General features: G+C 38.1%; 17 protein-coding genes. 7 read left to right on the forward strand and 10 right to left on the reverse strand.

Annotated features, from left to right (window positions below; genetic code table 11):
* Positions 1 to 18 precede the first annotated feature (18 nt).
* Both H4J75_RS09120 and H4J75_RS09125 read right to left on the reverse strand, forming a co-directional pair.
* The gene (locus H4J75_RS09120; RefSeq protein ID WP_182221934.1) at positions 19 to 1,200 is read right to left on the reverse strand and encodes an endonuclease/exonuclease/phosphatase family protein; all 1,182 of its coding nucleotides are present in this window, start codon (positions 1,198 to 1,200) and stop codon (positions 19 to 21) included.
* Between the two features lie 54 nt (positions 1,201 to 1,254).
* Complete coding sequence (locus tag H4J75_RS09125; protein ID WP_070373560.1) at positions 1,255 to 1,887, reverse strand: TetR/AcrR family transcriptional regulator; 633 nt, start codon at positions 1,885 to 1,887, stop codon at positions 1,255 to 1,257.
* 674 nt (positions 1,888 to 2,561) lie between these two features.
* Here H4J75_RS09125 and H4J75_RS09130 point away from each other — a divergent pair.
* The 3 genes from H4J75_RS09130 to deoA all read left to right on the forward strand — a co-directional run bounded on the left by H4J75_RS09130 (position 2,562) and on the right by deoA (position 7,596).
* Positions 2,562 to 5,702 carry a TonB-dependent receptor gene (locus tag H4J75_RS09130; RefSeq protein WP_182221935.1) on the forward strand — a complete coding sequence of 1,047 codons (3,141 nt, stop codon included), beginning with the start codon at positions 2,562 to 2,564 and terminating at the stop codon, positions 5,700 to 5,702.
* 160 nt (positions 5,703 to 5,862) lie between these two features.
* Positions 5,863 to 6,282 (forward strand): cytidine deaminase, encoded by a 420-nt coding sequence (locus H4J75_RS09135; RefSeq protein WP_070373562.1) that lies wholly within the window; start codon positions 5,863 to 5,865, stop codon positions 6,280 to 6,282.
* A gap of 12 nt (positions 6,283 to 6,294) precedes the next feature.
* Positions 6,295 to 7,596, forward strand: a complete 1,302-nt coding sequence (gene deoA / locus H4J75_RS09140; protein ID WP_182221936.1) for a thymidine phosphorylase — start codon at positions 6,295 to 6,297, stop codon at positions 7,594 to 7,596.
* 91 nt (positions 7,597 to 7,687) lie between these two features.
* Here the strand turns inward: deoA and upp are convergent, their stop codons facing one another.
* The 5 genes from upp to udk form a co-directional block, all read right to left on the reverse strand.
* Positions 7,688 to 8,314, reverse strand: a complete 627-nt coding sequence (upp, locus tag H4J75_RS09145; protein ID WP_182221937.1) for a uracil phosphoribosyltransferase — start codon at positions 8,312 to 8,314, stop codon at positions 7,688 to 7,690.
* An 80-nt stretch (positions 8,315 to 8,394) separates the two neighbouring features.
* Positions 8,395 to 8,970, reverse strand: coding sequence for a thymidine kinase (locus tag H4J75_RS09150; protein ID WP_070373565.1), 576 nt, complete (start codon positions 8,968 to 8,970; stop codon positions 8,395 to 8,397).
* A gap of 24 nt (positions 8,971 to 8,994) precedes the next feature.
* Positions 8,995 to 9,768: a deoxyribose-phosphate aldolase gene (gene deoC, locus H4J75_RS09155; RefSeq protein WP_182215182.1), complete on the reverse strand. Its 774-nt coding sequence runs from the start codon at positions 9,766 to 9,768 to the stop codon at positions 8,995 to 8,997.
* A 24-nt stretch (positions 9,769 to 9,792) separates the two neighbouring features.
* Positions 9,793 to 11,037 carry a NupC/NupG family nucleoside CNT transporter gene (locus H4J75_RS09160; RefSeq protein WP_182215181.1) on the reverse strand — a complete coding sequence of 415 codons (1,245 nt, stop codon included), beginning with the start codon at positions 11,035 to 11,037 and terminating at the stop codon, positions 9,793 to 9,795.
* Positions 11,038 to 11,074: 37 nt separating this feature from the next.
* Entirely contained in the window at positions 11,075 to 11,725 is a 651-nt protein-coding gene (gene udk, locus H4J75_RS09165; RefSeq protein WP_070373568.1) for a uridine kinase, read from the reverse strand.
* A 256-nt stretch (positions 11,726 to 11,981) separates the two neighbouring features.
* On the opposite strand from udk, the gene H4J75_RS09170 reads away from it, so the two are divergent.
* On the forward strand, positions 11,982 to 13,202 hold the full coding sequence (locus H4J75_RS09170) for a phosphopentomutase (protein WP_182221938.1): 1,221 nt from the start codon (positions 11,982 to 11,984) through the stop codon (positions 13,200 to 13,202).
* 110 nt (positions 13,203 to 13,312) lie between these two features.
* On the opposite strand, the gene deoD is transcribed toward H4J75_RS09170, so the two are convergent.
* The 3 genes from deoD to H4J75_RS09185 form a co-directional block, all read right to left on the reverse strand.
* Positions 13,313 to 14,017 carry a purine-nucleoside phosphorylase gene (gene deoD / locus H4J75_RS09175; protein WP_146800086.1) on the reverse strand — a complete coding sequence of 235 codons (705 nt, stop codon included), beginning with the start codon at positions 14,015 to 14,017 and terminating at the stop codon, positions 13,313 to 13,315.
* Between the two features lie 249 nt (positions 14,018 to 14,266).
* Positions 14,267 to 15,262, reverse strand: coding sequence for an adenosine deaminase (gene add, locus H4J75_RS09180; protein WP_182221939.1), 996 nt, complete (start codon positions 15,260 to 15,262; stop codon positions 14,267 to 14,269).
* 97 nt (positions 15,263 to 15,359) lie between these two features.
* The gene (locus H4J75_RS09185; RefSeq protein ID WP_182221940.1) at positions 15,360 to 16,265 is read right to left on the reverse strand and encodes an endonuclease/exonuclease/phosphatase family protein; all 906 of its coding nucleotides are present in this window, start codon (positions 16,263 to 16,265) and stop codon (positions 15,360 to 15,362) included.
* A 144-nt stretch (positions 16,266 to 16,409) separates the two neighbouring features.
* On the opposite strand from H4J75_RS09185, the gene H4J75_RS09190 reads away from it, so the two are divergent.
* The 3 genes from H4J75_RS09190 (at position 16,410) to H4J75_RS09200 (ending at position 20,595) form a co-directional block, all read left to right on the forward strand.
* Positions 16,410 to 16,967, forward strand: a complete 558-nt coding sequence (locus H4J75_RS09190; RefSeq protein ID WP_146800083.1) for a phosphoribosyltransferase — start codon at positions 16,410 to 16,412, stop codon at positions 16,965 to 16,967.
* Positions 16,968 to 16,985: 18 nt separating this feature from the next.
* Entirely contained in the window at positions 16,986 to 18,092 is a 1,107-nt protein-coding gene (locus H4J75_RS09195; RefSeq protein WP_182221941.1) for a hypothetical protein, read from the forward strand.
* 271 nt (positions 18,093 to 18,363) lie between these two features.
* Positions 18,364 to 20,595, forward strand: a complete 2,232-nt coding sequence (locus H4J75_RS09200; protein WP_070373575.1) for an NADP-dependent isocitrate dehydrogenase — start codon at positions 18,364 to 18,366, stop codon at positions 20,593 to 20,595.
* Positions 20,596 to 20,616 lie beyond the last annotated feature (21 nt).

Consider the following 20,616-nt stretch of genomic DNA (forward strand, 5'->3'; position numbering starts at 1 on the left):
TTATATAAGTGTTAATAATTAATAAGGGTTGGTGATTATTTCAGATGACTCTTTAGTCTTCAGTAACAGGTCAATCCATACCATACGGTGATCGGAAGATGCTGCTCTGTTTTTTATTAACCTAAAAGTTTCTTCATTTTCTGTTGGCCAGTAAACGCCTGATTTTTCAATAACTAATCCATATTTCGATGGTAACGCGTAATCGGCTCTCATTCGCCAGGAGGCCGTATGGTAATTTGCATGTTCGTTATTTTTACTGTGCTGTTTTCCCCCTTCACTTTGGGGTAATGCATCTTGAATTTTATCATTATTTAGTAAGCTTGATATGGCCGAATTCAACGCATCACCCTCAACATTAGATGCATTAAGATCACCCAAAATAACAAAAGGTTCAAGGGATTTTAAACCTCCTTTTTGACCCTTGTCATCGTAAATGTATGCTGATTTTTCTGGCGAAATGTAATCATCCCAAAAACGAATTTCATCATGATTACGGTTACCATTTCTATTTTCTGGACCATCAAATATCGGCGGTGTAGGGTGGCTTGCTAAAATATGAACGACTTGCCCATTAACCTCAACCGGAATATCCCAATGAGATTTAGAAGATAAACGCATGTTTTGCCAAGCTTCATCACTAAACCAAGATGTCGAGGTTTTAGGATCTAAAGGTTGAAGGGCGTTAGGCATATCTCGCCACTTAAAGTACTGGAAGGTACGAATAGCGTTACTATTAATCGGGTGCTTTGACAAGAGTACCAAACCAAAGTGACCTGAAAAATGTCCGTAACCAAAACCATCACCCGGCAAAACACCTTGTTTACCGTCGCCATCTAGATCATAGCCTGAATTGACACCCGTATTAACGGGTCCTTGATAAAAATAAGGAAAATCAATTTCTTTTTGTCCATTTTGGCTTTTGTTCAAATAACGTTTAATGAAAGTCTTTAGGGCGTGGTGTTGGTTATTATTGCTATTATCTTGATTATCAAATTCATTCAGTAACAGAATATCTGGGTTATTACGCTGAATAATTTCTGCAATATTTTTAATTTGTTGATGATCACTGTCTATGGCTATTTGCAGGGTGTTATTTGAAATATTAGGAGCCTCAGAACTCAGCGCAGACTGATAGTTTAAAGCCTCCATACTTACATTAAATGTTGCTATTTTAAGAGACTGTGCTTGTGTTCTACTCATATAAGTTAGTGCTAATGTTAAGTAATAGGTTAAGTGTCGATGATTATATCAACCTTAGTGCAAACCGCAGCCACGTAAAATCATGTCAGTTAGAAAAGCGATGACATCTTCAACATCTTCATCTTCGTAATCCGCTCTATTCATAATCGTTAAAATTTGTGTTTCAAAATCGGCATAGTGTTGAGTTGCTGACCAAATAAGAAAAATTAGATGAGTAGGGTTAACATCGCGCATTTCGCCATTATCTATCCATTGCTGGAATAGTTGTGCTTTCTCTCTCACCCATTTTCTTTGATAGGTACGAGCAAAATCTTTCAAATGTTGTGCACCTTGAATAATCTCCATGGCATATATCTTTGAAGATTCAGGGTGTTTAAAAGACATCCTTACTTTTGCTTCAATAAATTTTTCAATAGCTGCTTTAGGACCGTCTTCAGGATTTATATCACCTATGCCTTCGTCCCACATTTGTAGGGTATGTTCTAGTACGGCATGGTATATATTTTCTTTATTCTTGAAATAATAAAGTATATTAGCCTTAGGTAGGCTTGCTCTATCGGCAATGGATTGTACCGTAGCGCCTTTATACCCTTGTAAAACAAATTCTGTACTAGCCGCTATTAAAATCTTGTGCTGGCTTAGTGCGCGAATATTCCCTGTTTTTTTTATTTCTTTGTTATTTTTCATTAAGTTGCTCAATATTTAAAATGCATAAATAAAACATTTTTAAGTTAAATTGTTATTATAATTTTACTTTAATACTATCTGTTGACCAAATAGTTAACTTTTATGGTTTGTTATACTTATCTTTATTTTATCATTGATTTAAATCACTAAATGCCATTTTTCAATGAAATTCTACTATAAATGTTTAGCCATTTATATGAAAGGGAACTTTAGTGCTTTAGTTGATGTTTTTAATTTCTCTATATAAAAACATTTAGTTAAATAATGAGTATTAATTGGCTTAAGGCCATGTATATATGGCTAATTGTTTATTATGGTTTGTTTTTTATCTAAATTGGCTCACTAAGCTTATAACTAAAAAGCCTTAAACCTGTTTATAGATAACAATATCTTATATAAAGGCCATCTTCGTTATTAATATAAATGATAGTCATAAGCTTAAGATGCATCCCGTTGTTTATTAAGGCTTTTTAAAATGCTTTTCTGGTTGATTTTTTTTTAATCACTAACAGATACTATTTGAATTTCAAAAACTCTGAAAATATGTAATGAAAGTGTAATAAAAATCTGGTCTAATTTCATCCGAAATTAAAAACAGAGCAACTGGTTAAGTTTTTTGGTTGCTAAAAAAAAATAATTCGTAAACACTTAAAAACGTAATCAAGGAATAACCGATGAACACTCAACGTCTCTCACTTATTTCAAGTGCAGTTATTTTTGCACTTGGCTTATCGACTTCTGCTATGGCAAACGATACCTCCTCCGCTATTCGAGGTAGTATTGAAAATTCAGCGGGTGCTATTTCAGTTAACGCAAAAATTGAAATTATCCACGAACCTTCAGGCACAAAAACGCTTACCACTTCTAACGACGCTGGTAACTTTTCAAGTAAAGGTCTTCGCGTAGGCGGTCCTTACACGATTAAAATCACTGGTGAAAAAGGTGTTACTGTTTACAGAGATATCTTTTTAACACTAGGTGATACCTTTCGTTTAAATGCAAAACTTGAAGCTGCAGACGATGTTGAACGTATTTCTGTAACAGGTAGCAAGATTTTTTCTAATAATATTGGTAGCAACAGTTATTTTGGTGCTGATGATATTGTTAATGCTCCAAGTTTCGACCGTGATATCAAAGATATCGTTCGTAACAACCCTCTAGCCGTTTTATCTTCTAAAGATGGCGAGTTAAGTGTTGCCGGTACTAACCCAAGATTTAACAGCATCAGTGTTGACGGTATTAGCCAAAATGATGACTTTGGTCTGAATGCCAATGGTTACCCTACAACGCGCTCACCTATTTCTCTTGACGCGATTGAACAGGTAACTATCGATGTTACTCCTTTCAATGCAAAAGACAGCGGCTTCCAAGGCGCTAAGATTAACGCAGTAACAAAATCAGGTACCAACGAGTTATCAGGTTCATTCTTTTATGAAACTCAAAATGACGGCATGGCCGGCACACCTAAAAATGGTACAGACGAAGCACCATTAGATTTTGATGAAACAACTTTTGGTGCAACCCTTGGTGGCGCTATTATTGAAGATGAATTGTTTTTCTTCGCTTCATACGAATATTACGAAGCAACATCAACTGTTGAGTGGGGACCAGATGGCGCTAACGTACCTAACTCTGCTGATGCCAGCGTTGCTGATGTTTTAGAAGTACAAAGAATTGCTCGTGAAGTCTACGGCGTAGAGCCAGGCGAATGGGATTTATCTCCTAAAGTAGACGATGAAAAATTATTGTTGAAACTCGATTGGAACATTAACGATGATCATCGTTCAGCGTTTACTTACCAATATACTAAAGGTAACAGTACACGTAACCAGTCTACTTATGGTGGCGAATTACGTTTATCATCACATTGGTATGACAGAACTGAAGAATTAAACAACTACGCGTTTAAACTTTATTCTGATTGGAATGACGATTTTTCAACACAACTTAGCCTTACTTACCTTGATAACCCAACCACTCAAGCTTCATTAGGTGATTATTCTGACACCGTTATTCAAGCTGAATCTGGTGATATCGCAATTGGTGCAGATCATTCTCGCCATTCTAACGATTTACGTAAAAAGACTTTTATCATGGCTTTAGACGGTGATTACCTAGTGGGCGATCACAGTTTAAGTTTTGGTTACCAGTTTAAGCGTTTAGACATTTTTAACTTGTTTTTACAAAACACCAAAGGCGATTACCGTTTTGGTAGTATTGAAGACTTCGAGAATAGAGTTGCAAACAGAGTTATCTACCAAAATGCAACCAGCTTAGATCCAAATGACGCTGCTGCTTCATTTGTTCGTGACGAACATGCTTTTTATATTCAAGATGAATGGATGTTCAATGACGATATTACTATCGACATGGGTTTAAGATACGAAATGTTAGCGTCTAGCGACAAACCTACCTATAACGAACAATCTCAAGCACGTACAGGTTTTGACAATACTGACAACTTAGACGGCACGGGTATTTTCTTACCACGCTTTGGTATTAAGTGGGATGCAAGTGATGACCTTATCGTTCGCGGTGGTGTTGGTCGTTATTCTGGTGGTCAACCAACAGTTTGGGTATCTAACTCATATTCAAACCCTGGCGTTGGAATTGGTGAAGTTTTTGCAAACGGTAGCTTTGAAAATGTAGATATTAGTGGTCCTCGTCAAGAAGATAAAGACGCAGTAGCTAATTCAACCACATTTGCTGGCACAAACTTTGTTGATCCAAACTTTGATTTACCTTCTGATTGGCGCTACCAGATAGCTCTTGATTACCGCTTTGATATTCCGGTATTAGGTGAAGACTTTTTATTAACCACAGAATATTTATACAAAAAGTCTGAGAATACTGCATTCTGGCAAGACGCAAGTTTGTTCGGTGACGAAGATGGCACGACAGCAGATGGCGGTCGTACTATCTATGATGATGCGGATGGTTCAATTAGTGACTTAATGTTAACAAACGCCGGTAAAGATGGTCGTTCTAAAATCTTTAGCGTTGTTTTAAACAAAGATTGGGACAGTGGTGTTAGATTAACAACATCATACACTAACCAAGACGTGACTGATGCACACACAAGTGCAAGTGCAACAGCAGGCAGTAACTATGGTTTTAATACGACGATTAACCGTAATGACGCTGTAGTAGGTCGTTCTGGTTTTGAAACAGAACACAGATTTGTTGTTAACTTAGGTTATGAAACTGAATTTGTTGCCGGTTACAAAACTAATATCAACTTGTTCTTCGAACGCCGTTCAGGCAAGCCAGTTACTTTCTATGCTGACGGTACTGACGTAGATGGAAGAAGTGGCCCAGGTAGCGACCCTTATGGCTTATTAAGCCCAGGTACTACTAGCGATTCGTTCTTACCTTATATTCCTACACCAGGTGATACTAACGTTGTTTTCAGTTCAGCGGAAAATGAAGCTAACTTCTTTGAAGCGATTAACGACTTAGGTTTAGATAAATATGCTGGTGGTTACTTACCAAAAGGCGTAATAACTACTCCATGGGTAACAACACTTGATTTAAGCATTCGTCAAGAAATCCCAGGGTTTAAAGAAGGCCACAAGGGTATGGTTTACTTAACAGTTGATAATCTATTAAATCTTGTAGATAGCAGCAAAGGTAAAGTATACGGAAGCGACTTCGGTACTCAAGAGTTAGTTGAATTTACTGTTGACCCAGCAACAAGACAATATGTATATGGCCGTTCTATCTCACAAAATGATGATGGTAGTTACGCAGACAATAAATTTTATACGACTGATTCTGCATGGCGTATAAAAGTGGGTGTTAGCTACAAGTTCTAACCACACTGTAATCTATTGAAATAAAAACCCTTTAGTTTACTAAAGGGTTTTTTTTTACAAAAAAATTAGCCTGATAAGTGATACCTTAAATGCATTACTTGACCACTTGGTCAGCTATGGTATTCTCACAGGTCTACATTACTCTTGAATTTTTACAATAATGAATAAAAATACCATAGAAATACCTGCAGAATTAAAAGTAGCCGCTAAAGAAGCTTATTTAAAAGCTTATGCGCCTTATAGTAAGTTTCATGTCGGTGCTGCGGCTTTAACCACTTCCGGTACGATTGTCCAAGGGTGTAATGTTGAAAATGCCTCTTACGGTTTAACTGTCTGTGCAGAACGAAATTGCATAAGCCATGCCGTGATAAAGGGTGAGCAAAGTTTTCAAATGATCGTTATATATACCGAGCAAGAAAAAATGACACCTCCGTGTGGCGCTTGCCGACAGGTTATTGCTGAATTTTTTGAACAATCAGCACCTGTGATAGCGTTTAATCACAAAGACAAACAACAAGTGTGGAGTGTCGCTGAGCTTTTACCTGATGCTTTTACGCCAAAATATTTATTGGACATTTAAGGATATCCATCAATGATATTACCCCAAGAAATTATTCGCACTAAGCGCGATGGTAAAATTCTCAATCAAAGCCAAATTCACGATTTTGTTAATGGTTTAGTTGATGGTAGCTTTTCTGACAGCCAAGTCGGTGCAATGGCGATGGCAATTTTTCAGCAAGGATTATCGGTTGAAGAAAAAGTAACGCTCACCACCGCCATGATGAACTCGGGTGATGTGCTCTCTTGGGAGGGCTATGATGCCCCTATCGTTGATAAACACTCTACGGGTGGCGTAGGTGATAAAGTCAGCTTTATGTTAGCTGCTATTGTTTCTGCGTGTGGCGCTTATGTGCCAATGATCTCAGGTAGAGGGTTAGGGCATACCGGAGGTACATCAGATAAATTAGAAAGTATTGCCGGTTTTAATGTAGAACCAACAATTAGCGAGTTTAAGCGTATTGTTAAAGACGTGGGCGTAGCCATTATTTCTCAAACAGATAATTTAGCGCCAGCAGATAAACGCCTTTATGGTATTCGTGATGTGACCGCGACGGTTGAATCTATTCCACTGATAACCGCTTCAATTTTATCTAAAAAACTTGCGGCAGGTCTTGATACTTTAGTGATGGATGTCAAAGTGGGTAATGGCGCGATGATGTCATCTCTTGAAGATGCTAAAGCGCTTGCCGATAGTATTTCTAGTGTCGCCAATGGTGCAGGGGTTAATACTCAAGCGATCATTACTGACATGAATCAGGTATTAGGCACCAGTGCCGGTAATGCCATTGAAATGTATGAAACCGCTAAATATCTGACGGGTAAACAACGCGAACCTCGTTTACATAAAGTCGTTAAAACATTAGCCTGTGCGATGCTTGTGAATTCGGGCTTAGCCAGCGATGAGCAAACCGCTTACCTTAAAATTGACAAAGCCCTTCATTCAGGTCAAGCAGCTGAAATATTTGAGCGGATGATAGCGGCGTTAGGCGGGCCAAAAGATTTTGTTGAAAACCCATGGGGCTCAATGAATAAAGCGGCCATTATTATGGAAGTTAAAGCCAGTCAACATGGCTATTTAGCTCAAATGAACACTCGAGATATTGGTATGTCAGTGGTGGGATTAGGCGGCGGAAGAACTGCGCCAAAACAAAAAGTTAATCACAGTGTTGGCTTCGATAGAATTTTACCGCTTGGGGTTCAGGTTAATAGTGGTGAAGTCATCGCTCGTGTACACGCCAAAGACGAAAATTCAGCGCTGTTAGCCGCAGAGCAATTTAAACAAGCGATCACTTATTCTGAAGAAAGTCCTGAATTACCACCGGTTATTTATTAAATAAGGCCGTTATAAACAATGCCGATATAGGTAATATCTTGCTAACTAATCACTTATTAAAAAAGTGATTAGTTTAAGCAAGTCGCATTAATTACAGCGTACCAAAGATTTTATCACCGGCATCGCCCAGACCCGGTAAAATATAACCTTGTTCGTTAAGTTTCTCATCTATCACACCAATCGTTAACGTGACATCCGGATGAGCATCCTCAAGCAATTTTATACCTTCAGGGGCAGCGACCAAAAATAGTGCAATGATTGTTTTACATCCCGATGCCTTTAATAGATCTATGGTTGCTAATGCTGTGCCGCCAGTCGCTAGCATAGGATCAATAATAATCGCTGTTCGACTTTCTATATCAGAGATAATATTCTCGTAATAACTTTCTGGCGCTAATGTGTCTTCATTACGTTGTATACCGACAACACTTATTTTTGCACATGGCAGTATTGACAGTGAGCCTTCAAGCATACCTAAACCGGCACGTAGAATGGGTACCAGTGTGGGTTGTTTATCAGCAAGAGTTGGCACTGAAATTTCGCCAGACCAACAAGTTAATGGGATATTTTTAATACTAAGGTGTTGAGTGGCCTCAACCGTTAATAACATTGATATCTCTTTGGTTAATTCTCGAAAGGCTTTAACTGAAATATTATTATCGCGTAGTAAACTGACTTTGTGTTTAACCAGAGGATGAGAGCTTTCAAAAACTGACATGGAATATTCCTTGTTTTTTAAAGGTATAGAGGAAATTTAGCTGAATATATTGTTAGCAATAAGTGCTTTAATCTAGATGTTTACCAGACCAACTGTTTAAAATGGGCTCTGCATAATGGCTCATAACGTTCATTGCCGCCAACTTCTACTTGTTGACCTACTTTTACAGGTACACCATTTTCATCTTGTCTGATAACAAAATTAGCTTTGCGGCCACAATGGCAAATTGTTTTTAATTCGACTAACTTATCGGCCCAAGCAAGAAGGGCAGCGCTGCCTGAAAAAGTTTCACCAAGAAAGTCAGTTCTTATTCCGTAGGCTAACACGGGAATATGTAAGAGATCGACAACATCCGTTAACTGCTTAACTTGTTCAGTTGACAAAAACTGTGCTTCATCAATCAGTACGCAATCTATTTTAGCGGCTTGATGTTTATCTTTTATTTCAGTAAACATATTGATGCTATCATCAAATAAGAAAGCATCTGCGTCTATACCTAAGCGCGAAGCGACTTTGCCTTTGGCGAATCTGTCATCAATTTGCGCCGTATAAATTGCGGTAGTTAAGCCGCGCTCTCGATAATTATAAGACGATTGCAGCAAATGAGTAGATTTACCCGCATTCATTGATGAATAATAAAAATACAGTTGTGCCATGAGTTACTTCTTTATCAAAGGAGATCAGTAGTTAGTTGCTGAGGTATTTTCTGTGCTGTGTCCTAGTGTGTCAAGTAAACTGTTAAGTAAGCTACTTGCACCAAAGCGAAAGTGGTTATTATCAGCCCACTCACTGCCTAAGATACTATCGGCTAAAGCAAGATAAACGGCTGCATCTTCTGCGTTTTTAACACCACCTGCGGGTTTAAAACCGACATTGATATTTTTGTTTTTTATCACTTCAAGCATTATTTTTGCGGCTTCTGGTGTTGCATTTACCGCAACTTTCCCCGTTGAGGTTTTGATAAAGTCAGCACCGGCATTAATAGCAATTTCACTGGCATGTTCAATCAACGCAGGTGATTTAAGCTCACCCGTTTCAATAATCACCTTCAACTTAGCAAATTCACCACAAGCTTGTTTACACACTTTGACCATATCAAAACCAATCGCTTCATTACCTTCCATTAGTGCTCGGTAAGGAAAAACTAAATCGACTTCGTCGGCGCCGTATGCGACAGCGGCTTGTGTTTCAGCTAATGCGATATCTATATCATCATTACCGTGCGGGAAGTTAGTGACGGTAGCAATTTTTATCTGTGGTGTTTGTTGCGCTTTTAACGTCTTTTTTGCCAAAGGCACAAAGCGAGGAAAAATACAGATAGCAGCAGTGACGCCACCGATAGAATTTGCTTGTTGACACAAGGCTATAATTTCTTCTTCTGTTTCGCTATCGGTTAAACTTGTCAAATCAATTAACGAAAGTGCGCGTTGAGCGATGGCTTTAAGGTCAGACATAACGTTTATTTTCCTATCAATTATTTATAAAGAAATGAATACGCCAGCAATAGCTGCGCTCATTAAATTAGCTAAGGTTGCCGCTAACATTGCGTGCATACCAAGTCGTGCGATATCACGTCGGCGACTAGGCGCCATTGAACCAATACCACCTAACAAAATTGCGATGGAAGATAAGTTAGCAAAGCCGCACAATGCAAAGGTGACGATGGCTTGGGTTACCGGAGAAAGTGTATCTTTAATTTCAACAAAATTAACATAAGCAAAAAATTCATTGACCACAACTTTTTGGCCGATAAAACTACCTGCTTGTAGCATTTCATTAACCGGTACACCAATAATGAAAGCGAAGGGAGCAAACACGTAGCCTAAAATAAGTTCGATGGTAATATTATCGTAGCCGAATAAACCACTAATACCGCCAACAATGGTATTGAGGAGAGCAATTAAAGCAATAAAAGCTAATAGCATCGCACCCACATTCACCGCTAGTTTTAATCCAGATGCCGCGCCAGATGCAGCAGCATCAATAACATTAGCAGGCTTTTCATCGCCTTCATCAAAGTCTATCGAGTCTTGAACAATTTTTTCAGGCTCTGTTTCAGGGCAAATAATTTTAGCCATCAGTAAGCCACCCGGTGCCGCCATAAACGACGCCGCTATTAGGTATTTAAGCTCTATGCCTAAACCCGCATAACCCGCCATAATAGAACCAGCAACAGAGGCTAAGCCACCAACCATAATGGCAAATAGTTCAGACTGAGTCATTTTAGCAATGTAAGGTCGAACAACTAAGGGGGCTTCTGTTTGACCAACAAAGATATTGGCAGTCGCTGATAGTGACTCGGGTTTACTGGTTTTTAACAGTTTTTGTAAACTACCACCAATAATTTTAATAACCCACTGCATAATGCCAAGATAATAAAGTACGGCGATTAATGAAGAAAAGAAAATAATATTAGGTAAAACACGTACAGCAAAGACAAAACCAACACCATTCTCGTACATAGCGTCTGTGCCTAAGCCACCAAAGAGGAAGTTAATACCGACCTTGGCACTATCAATAACACTTTGAACACTTGAAGTAATCGTGGTCAATACGTCTTTGCCAAAGGGGACATATAAAACAAACGCACCAAGTAATAGTTGCAGTAAAAATGCAAAACCTACCGTACGAAAATTAATGTCTTTTCTACTTTTAGAAATTCCATAGGCAATGGCTAATAAAACAAATATGCCTATTACCCCTCTAAATGCGGCAAAATCCATACATACCCCTTAATATTTTTTATTGTTATTGTTATTGTTATTTTTGTAGTGGTAATTTTGACAGTTGACGAATTTTTGCTTTAAGTACTTCAATCGCCATTCTGTTTTTTCCGCCTCGTGTGATCACTATATCAGCCCAAGCTTTAGAGGGTTCAATAAATTGATAATACATAGGTCTAACCGTTTCTAAGTATTGATTTGTTACAGACTCAACACTTCTATTTCGCTCGGTTAAATCACGTTTAATTCGTCGAACTAAACAAATATCAAGTGGCGTGTCCATGTAGACTTTTATATCAAACTGATCTCTAAGTGCTTTGTTTGAAAGCAGTAAAATACCTTCAACAAGCACAATCTTCGTTGGTGTAAATACCCGTGTTTCATTTAAACGTGTATGCGTTTTATAACAGTAAATAGGCACGTCGATAGATTTATTTTCAGTGATATTTTTTAAGTGCTCAGTTAACAAGTCATGTTCAAAGGCACTGGGATTATCATAGTTTGTTTGTTCACGTTCAGACATCGACAAATGAGATTGATCGCGATAGTAGGCGTCTTCACTTAGAATAGAAATACCGTCTTCACCTAATTCATCGATAAGTTCGTCGTGAATAGTATGCGCAAAAAGGGTTTTACCCGATGCAGAAGGACCTGTGATTGTAATGATTGTCGGTTTATTTGCGTTCAATTGTTTATGCCTGTCGATAATTCAGCTTCAGAAATGGTTTTAATCCTATCATTAGTGATAAAGTGATAGTAATTAACGCTAATTTTATACTTTTACGGTTAAATGATCAAAAATACGTTACTTTATTCGCGTATATTTTAAAGCATCATTTACCCCATTTTCAAAAGATGGTAAATTAGCACAACTTGACCATGTGGTCATGTTTTATTCTGCTATTTATGAATATATATTGAAAAAAGATCATAAAGGAAATGGTATGGCCCGCGCAATAGTTTTAGTAATAGACAGTTTTGGTATCGGTTACTCTGCTGATGCAGCTGAGTTTGGTGATGTAGGTGCAAATACCCTTGCTAACCTCGCTAAAGCATATTATGCAGAGACAGGCAAAGCGATAAACTTACCTAATTTGGCAAGTTTAGGCTTATTTCAAGCTTGCCATGAGGCGTCAAATACCGATTTTCCACAGCAAGGCGGTGAACCTCAAAAAGGGGCTTATGGCTACGCACAAGAGATAAGCACAGGTAAAGATACCCCAAGTGGTCATTGGGAAATGGCAGGTGTGCCGGTTCTCTTTGACTGGGGATATTTCACCAATAAAGAAGAAGCCTTTCCGGTTGACCTAATAGATAAAGTTAACAAAGCCACTGGCTTTAGCGATATGCTAGGCAATTGTCATGCCTCAGGTACGGTTATCTTAGAAAAGTTAGGACAAGAGCATATCAAAACTGGCTTACCTATTTGTTATACCTCAGCAGATAGTGTTTTTCAGGTTGCCGCACATGAAGAACATTTTGGTCTAGACAATCTTTATAAGTATTGCGAAACAGTAAGAACAGAACTTGAAGGCCTTAATATAGGGCGAGTTATTGCCAGACCTTTTATCGGTGACAACCCAGACAATTTTTCTCGAACAGGTAACCGCCGCGATTATTCGGTATTACCACCAGCACCAACCGTGCTAGATAAAATTTTTGATGCCGGTACGCATGTGATCAGTGTTGGTAAAATTGCTGACATTTTTGCCCATCAAGGTATTAGCGAAAAAACCAAAGCGACGGGCTTAGATGCTTTGCTCGATGCCAGTATTAAACATCTTAATAGTGCAGCAGATAATTCGTTAATATTTACTAATTTGGTTAATTTCGACCAAGATTTTGGCCATAGACGTAACCCGGTTGGCTATGCACAAGAACTTGAAGCCTTCGATCTGCGCATCCCTGAAGTTCTCAATGCGATGACCGATAATGATGTGCTGTTTTTAACCGCTGACCACGGATGTGACCCAACGTGGCCAGGTAGCGACCATACCCGTGAGTATGTGCCAGTATTGGCTTATCATCACAATATTGCTTCGGTAAATTTAGGTAAACGAACAACTTTTGCTGATTTAGGGCAAACCATAGCTGAAATGTTTAATGTTGATAAAATGGATTACGGCACCAGCTTTCTGACTGAGCTTAACTTTAACAATAAGTAGCGATGTGGCTTTGATTAAAAAGCTGTTATTCGTGTAAATAATGATTATAAAAAAAGGGGTTAGCAAAAATGCTAACCCCTTTTTTATATTCAGAATGAACGAATATAACGTTATAGAATACTTTCTAAGGTTAATTCCATCATGTCTTTAAAGGTGGTTTCGCGCTCATCTGCGGTAGTTTGTTCACCAGTTTTAATATGATCGCTCACGGTTAATACCGTTAAAGCTTTTTTACCGTATTCTGCTGCAACGCCATAAAGGCCAGCAGCTTCCATTTCTACCGCTAAAATTCCATACTTTTCCATGGTGGCAAACATTTCAGGCTGCGGAGTATAAAATAAATCCGCCGTAAAAATATTACCAACGCGCACAGGTTTATTTAAACGTTCAGCCGTATCTACAACACTCTTTAACAATGAAAAGTCTGCACATGCGGCAAAATCAACGCCATGAAAACGCTGTCTGTTAACGTTAGAGTCGGTACTTGCTGCCATACCAATAACAATATCACGTACTTTAATGTCATCACGAACAGCGCCACAAGAACCAATACGAATAATACTTTCAACGCCGTAGTCTTTGTATAATTCAGTCGCGTATATTGAAACGCTAGGGATCCCCATTCCAGAACCCATTACTGAGATAGGCTTGCCTTTATAGGTGCCCGTGTAGCCAAACATGTTTCGAACACGTGTAACGCATTTAACATTTTCTAAGAAATTATCGGCAATATATTTAGCGCGAAGTGGGTCGCCCGGCATTAATACAGTTTTTGCAAAGTCGCCTGCTTGAGCTTCAATATGTGGAGTTGGCATAAGAGTTATCCTTTAGTTTTTAAGTGTAACTCAGTAAGTTTCTAGCCAGACCTGATGGGATCAAACTGCTATCAAGGGTTTTTTACTGAAAAAAATGTTTATGGCGACTATTTAAAAGTCGCCTAAAAGTTAATATGGGTATAATAATACTAAGTACTGTAACGATCAATTACCTATTAATCATTAAGGTTAACAACAACCCATAAAATTTATAATCGCAGTGTGATTGATAGCAATATTATCTTTACGCTATAGTTTTAATTGGCGTAATGTTTGTTTTTCATCATGGCTTAAAAAACTCATTTCAATGGCATTGCTTTGTAATTGCGTTATTTGTGCTTCACTGAGTTTAAGTAAGTTACTGGCAAGGTTAAATTCATCTTCAAGCTCAATATTCTCAACTGCAGGATCATCGGTATTTAAACAAACATTAAGGCCATTTGCTAAAAAAGTTTTTACTGGGTGCTGACTTAAATCTTTTATCGTACCTGTTTGATAATTTGACGTCAGGCAAGACTCAAGACCAATGTTATGTTTAAGCATGTAGTCCATTAGCTTTTGATCTTTTACACAAGCGACACCATGACCAATTCTAGTCGCTCCCAATTTTTCTATAGCATGCCAAACGCTTTCTGGTCCAGCTGCTTCACCCGCATGCACGGTTACTTGCAAACCCGCATGTGATGCTTTCTTAAAGTGACTTTCAAAAAGGCTACCAGGAAAATTATATTCGTCTCCCGCTAAATCAAGTGCAACAATATTATCTTTATGGGCTAAAAGGGCGTTGAGCTCAGTTTCACAATTGTCTACTCCAAAAGTACGGCTCAAAATACCAATTAAATTTATTTTGGTCGGATACTTTTTACGGCCTTGGTTAACGCCTTCAATAATCGCTTCCACAACACCTTCAATAGGAAGTTTATGGGTCATTGCCATATAAAAAGGTGAAAAACGTAATTCGGCATAATCAATATTAGCCAGATAAGCATCTTCAACATTTTCATAACCGATGCGAATAACATCATCTAATGAAGAGAGTACTTGCACGCCCCAATCTAACTTCTTTAAAAAAGCGAGCAGGTCGGCTTCATTATCAGTAATTTTAATATGAGGTAAAAAGTCTTCGAAATTAGTTTCAGGTAAATCAATATTATTTTTCTGAGCTAATTGCCAAACAGTTTTAGGTCGAATGTTTCCGTCTAAATGTCGGTGAAGGTCTATAAGTGGCAGTTGCTTGTTATACATGTGGGTCTATTGTCCTGATAATATAAAGTGTTGCTAGTTATCACTAGCAACGGTTTATGTCTGTCGTCTATTCTAGCTCAAAATCCTTATTAAATGTTTAAAGCTGTACTTTAACCGAAATAGGGCAATGGTCTGTTAATGTATTAGCAAGCTCACGAGTATATTTTTCTTTGAAAACTAATTGTTCAAAAGAGTTTTCAATATACATGTTTTTAGCGCTAGGGTTAAAAACAATATGGTCGATATAATCTTTGTAGTAGCCGCCCCAACAAGCAGACTCTTTAGTCATTGTTGGTGTCCAAAGTGCTTCATTGCCTTCATCGTCAAGTGCTTGCCATAAACCTTGGTCTTCGGCATATTGATGACTTACATCTTGTGAGAACCTGCGGTTAAAATCGCCAAGTACAATAAAGGCTTCATTATCTTTAGCTCGTTCATCTACCCAACGTTCAAGTGGGTCTATTTGCATACTTAATGTAGTGCAGGCTTCTTTTAGTCTTAATTCTTTATCTGTACTACTTGGCATCGCTGCAAGATATTTGCTATCAAGTGGCAAAGCAAAACAACCAGACTTTAAATGTACGGCAAGTAACCTGATTTGTTTACCATCTCGAGATAAGGTTAAGTCCATACCATGTCTGACACGGGTAACATTTAATGCTTTATATTCTTTGGCAACCACTGTTAAGCCCGCTGATTTTTTAACGGCAACACCAACACGCTGTACCCAATCTTTAGTTGAAAAATAAAAATCGTATTCGTTACCGAAGACCATTTTTGCCCAATTTTCATCTTCAACTTCTTGTAAAGCAATCACATCGGCATCAAGTTGTTTAGCATAGACGGCTAATTGCTGATAATCATCTGATTTTCGTTTATTATACTCATGAGAACCTAACCAAGCGATATTCCATGAAGCTACTTTTAGTTCTTGAGAGTAACTTGGTGAAACATACATTAAGCTAAATAGTAAACTAGCAGTTGTTAATATTGTTTTTTGCATTAATACTTCTCTTAGTTAAACTCAAGTTTTTTGAGTACAGGTAAATAATAAACGTTAATTCACTGAATAATTTACTTAACCATTCGGTCAAGAATTGATATAATTCGCCACATTACACTACTTTTACAGTAAGAAACAACCACTATGAATAAAAAATTTATCACCGCACAAGAATTACTAGAAGATTCTTTTAGACTGGCCGCAAAAGTCTTTGAAGATGGTTTTCGTCCACAATTTATCATAGGCATATGGCGTGGTGGAGCACCTGTTGGTATTGCTGTTCAGGAGTATTTTGATTTTAAAAATATTGAAACAGATCATATCGCTGTCCGTACTTCTTCTTACTACGGCATTAACCAACAAAGTAAAGAAATCAAAGTGCATGGTTTGCATTACATTATCGAAAATGCCAATGCAACTGATGGCTTATTAATTGTTGATGATGTTTTTGATTCAGGCCGCAGTATTGATGCATTAATAAAACAACTTAAAAAATTAGCGCGTAATAATATGCCAACAGATGTTCGCATTGCTTGTCCTTGGTATAAGCCAACCAATAACGTGGTTGATATCAAACCAGACTACTATGTTCACGAGTCTGATGAATGGTTGGTATTTCCACATGAATTGTCAGGATTAACACAAGAAGAAATTGCTGAAGGCAAATCTGACCTTACCAATATATTACACCTTTTAAAATAATTACAGGTTGAGTTGTTAATGAAGCTGCTACCCTTTATAGCTATCTATCTCTCTGCTTTTACTGTACTTGCTGATGATAACATTCATCAGCAAGTGACTTTAAAGGGAAAGTGGCTGGTAGAAGCTGATCAGCAAGTTATGTTCGATCCACAAACCTCCGCGTTAAAGCTATGGCGCGGCAAGTTACTGACGCTCTCTGATGGTTCAGCTGATAAGTCTCAGCAGAAACAATTACATATTATTGAGCCCACGAGTGGATTAGTAGAAGAAAAATCAATGCTCATGACCATGTCTAGCCAGGTAAAGTCCAGCTGCTTTTCCTCGTATCTAGCAGGTGAGCCTGATTTTGAAGCTTTAGCGGTTGACCCTAACAATGATAAAGTTTTCATTATAGTGACCGAAGACGCCCGTAATGGCGATGAACTTTCATCGGCATGTCAGCAGCGTTTTCAAAATACCGGTTCGACAACATACCCCACACTTATTGTGAGATTAGCGCTTGATGATAATAATATATTATCAATGACGCATGTTAGACCCTTACAATTTGACGCAAGTTATAACGTGGGTGACTTTTCTAATGATGGTATCGAGGGACTAGCTTTTGGTCAGGACAACACTTTATACCTTGGTTTAGAAAAAGACAGTCAGGGTTTGGCGCGTATTTTTTCGTTGGTGTTAGGCGAAAATTTTTGGGCGACTGATGAATTTGCTCCGGTAATTGATACCGAAGTTCTATTACCGACATTTAGTCAGGGTGGGCACCCTATAAATGGTATGGACTATCTATCGAAGGATAATCACCCTGGTTATATCGTTGCTGCAGCTAGGAATGATGATCAATTATGGATTATCGATTTGGCAAAGAAACAACCAACAAAAATTATTGCGATGAATTTTTTAGCGCCAGTGAGTGCTGAAAATAATGAATGCAGTGATTGGGAGCCTATCGGTAACACCTCATTAGAAGGCGTTGCAGTAGCGAAAAATAAAATTTGGCTAATCAATGATCCATGGAAAGCGCATTATATAGAGAATGCAAAGTGTCCGTCAAATGATGAAAAATACAAATCTTTTTCGCCTTTATTGTTTTCATTAACAATTGACAAAGGTTGGTTAGAATAAATAATGGCTATATATACAACATAGTTATTTGTAATTATAGCCATATTGTTTACGAAGCTTACTTGGAGGTTTATAATACTCAGGTTAACCAGTGGTACAGCCACTGGTTTTTTATGTCTGTACTTACTCAGGCACATAGATCGCGAATAAATAGTCATAAATTTTTAATACGCTTTAGCGTTCTCGCGGAATAATTAATAGTAATAGAGTGATGAATAACGCCAATAGGTGGTATTTTCACTTTATTAGGCAATTAGCAATAGGAAAGTAAATGAGCTCAGATTCAACAAAAATAATTTATACGATTACCGATGAAGCGCCTGCATTGGCGACTCACTCTTTATTACCAATTATTCAGGCATTTACGGCTTCTTCTGGTATTAACGTTGAAACGCGTGATATTTCACTTGCGGCACGTGTATTAGCAAACTTTCCAAAATACTTAACAGCAGAACAACGTGTTAGTGATGCTTTATCCGAATTAGGCATGTTAGCTAAAACACCAGAAGCTAACATCATTAAATTACCTAATGTTTCAGCTTCAATACCACAGCTAGAAGCCGTTATTAAAGAGCTTCAAGCTAAAGGTTATAACTTACCAAACTACCCAGCTGAACCACAAAATGAAGCTGAGCAATCTATTAAGCTTACTTACGCAAAAGTTTTAGGCTCTGCGGTTAATCCTGTTCTACGTGAAGGTAACTCAGACCGTCGTGCGCCTAGCTCGGTTAAACAATATGCACGCAAAAATCCACATTCTATGGGTGCTTGGTCAAAAGATTCTAAATCACACGTTGCTCATATGTCAGCGGGTGACTTTTACGGTAGTGAAAAATCAACCACTATTAATGGCGAAACCAATGTAAAGATTGAATTCGTTAGCGAAAATGGTGCGGTCACTTTATTAAAAGAGCACTTACCGTTATTAGACAAAGAAATTATTGATGCGGCAGTAATGAGCAAAGCGGCATTAATTGAATTCTATGAAACACAAACAGCTAAAGCTAAAGAAGAGGGCGTTTTACTTTCTCTTCACTTAAAAGCAACCATGATGAAAGTTTCAGATCCAATCATGTTTGGCTATGCAGTAAAAGTTTTCTATAAAGATGTTTTTGACAAACATGCTGCTATTTTCGAACAACTTGGTGTAGATGCCGATAATGGTATTGGCGATGTTTATGCAAAAATATCTCGTTTACCAAGCGAAAAACAAAAAGAAATTGAAGCCGATTTAGCCGCTGTTTATACCACACGTCCAGAAGTTGCGATGGTTGATTCAGACAAAGGTATTACTAATTTTCATGTACCAAGCGATGTAATTATTGATGCTTCAATGCCTGCGGCTTTAAGAGCTTCTGGTATGATGTGGGATCGTGATGGCAATCAAAAAGATACTAAGTTTATGATCCCTGATCGTAACTACGCCGGTGTTTTTTCAGCGGTTGTCGATTTTTGTCGTGAAAATGGTGCATTCAACCCAACAACAATGGGTACAGTGCCGAACGTAGGTCTAATGGCGCAAAAAGCTGAAGAATACGGTTCACATGACAAAACATTTACCATGACAGGTAAAGGTACGGTTCGAGTAGTTAATGACAACGGCGAAACCTTGTTAGAACATAACGTTGCTCAAGGTGATATTTGGAGAATGTGTCAGGTTAAAGATGCGCCTATTCAAGATTGGGTTAAGCTTGCTGTTACACGTGCTAAAGCAACTAACGTACCGACAGTATTTTGGTTAGATGAAAATCGTGGCCATGATGCAGAGATGATTAAAAAGGTAAATACCTACCTAGCTGACCATGATACAACAGGTTTAGATATTCAGATTTTAGAACCCGTTAAAGCCTGTGAGTTTACTTTAGCGCGTACCGCTAAGAGTGAAGATACTATTTCAGTAACCGGTAACGTTTTACGTGATTACTTAACTGATTTATTTCCAATTTTAGAATTGGGCACCAGCGCTAAAATGCTTTCAATTGTGCCACTAATGAATGGCGGCGGATTATTTGAAACAGGCGCGGGTGGTTCAGCACCTAAGCATGTTCAACAATTTGAAAAAGAAAACCATTTACGTTGGGATTCTTTGGGTGAATTTTTAGCCCTTGCTGCTTCTTTGGAACATGTAAGCGTTCATACCAAGAATAACAAAGCGCAAGTACTTGCTGATACGCTAGATTCAGCAACAGGTAAGTTCCTCGATGAAAACAAATCGCCTTCACGTAGAGTGGGTGAATTAGATAACCGTGGTAGCCATTTTTATCTTGCTATGTACTGGGCACAAGCACTTGCTGAACAAACAAATGATGAAGAGTTAAAAGCGAGTTTTACTGCTATTGCTCAAGCATTAACTAAGCAAGAAGCTAAAATTATTGCTGAGTTAAATGCCGCTCAAGGTCCTTCAATGAACATCAACGGTTATTATTATGCTGATGTTGACCTAGCGCGTAAAGCGATGCGTCCAAGCGAAACGTTTAATACTATATTGTCTAGCTTACTGTAACGTAACATTCGTTAAGTTATA

The organism is Colwellia sp. BRX10-1, assembly GCF_014077545.1.
Classification (GTDB): Bacteria; Pseudomonadota; Gammaproteobacteria; order Enterobacterales; family Alteromonadaceae; genus Colwellia_A.

Coding starts and splice junctions, on each gene's coding strand:
- H4J75_RS09120 (WP_182221934.1), bottom strand. CDS start 1,200: ATGAGTAGAACACAAGCACAGTCTCTTAAAATAGCAACATTTAATGTA.
- H4J75_RS09125 (WP_070373560.1), bottom strand. CDS start 1,887: ATGAAAAATAACAAAGAAATAAAAAAAACAGGGAATATTCGCGCACTA.
- H4J75_RS09130 (WP_182221935.1), top strand. CDS start 2,562: ATGAACACTCAACGTCTCTCACTTATTTCAAGTGCAGTTATTTTTGCA.
- H4J75_RS09135 (WP_070373562.1), top strand. CDS start 5,863: ATGAATAAAAATACCATAGAAATACCTGCAGAATTAAAAGTAGCCGCT.
- deoA (WP_182221936.1), top strand. CDS start 6,295: ATGATATTACCCCAAGAAATTATTCGCACTAAGCGCGATGGTAAAATT.
- upp (WP_182221937.1), bottom strand. CDS start 8,314: ATGTCAGTTTTTGAAAGCTCTCATCCTCTGGTTAAACACAAAGTCAGT.
- H4J75_RS09150 (WP_070373565.1), bottom strand. CDS start 8,970: ATGGCACAACTGTATTTTTATTATTCATCAATGAATGCGGGTAAATCT.
- deoC (WP_182215182.1), bottom strand. CDS start 9,768: ATGTCTGACCTTAAAGCCATCGCTCAACGCGCACTTTCGTTAATTGAT.
- H4J75_RS09160 (WP_182215181.1), bottom strand. CDS start 11,037: ATGGATTTTGCCGCATTTAGAGGGGTAATAGGCATATTTGTTTTATTA.
- H4J75_RS09170 (WP_182221938.1), top strand. CDS start 11,982: ATGGCCCGCGCAATAGTTTTAGTAATAGACAGTTTTGGTATCGGTTAC.
- deoD (WP_146800086.1), bottom strand. CDS start 14,017: ATGCCAACTCCACATATTGAAGCTCAAGCAGGCGACTTTGCAAAAACT.
- add (WP_182221939.1), bottom strand. CDS start 15,262: ATGTATAACAAGCAACTGCCACTTATAGACCTTCACCGACATTTAGAC.
- H4J75_RS09185 (WP_182221940.1), bottom strand. CDS start 16,265: ATGCAAAAAACAATATTAACAACTGCTAGTTTACTATTTAGCTTAATG.
- H4J75_RS09190 (WP_146800083.1), top strand. CDS start 16,410: ATGAATAAAAAATTTATCACCGCACAAGAATTACTAGAAGATTCTTTT.
- H4J75_RS09195 (WP_182221941.1), top strand. CDS start 16,986: ATGAAGCTGCTACCCTTTATAGCTATCTATCTCTCTGCTTTTACTGTA.
- H4J75_RS09200 (WP_070373575.1), top strand. CDS start 18,364: ATGAGCTCAGATTCAACAAAAATAATTTATACGATTACCGATGAAGCG.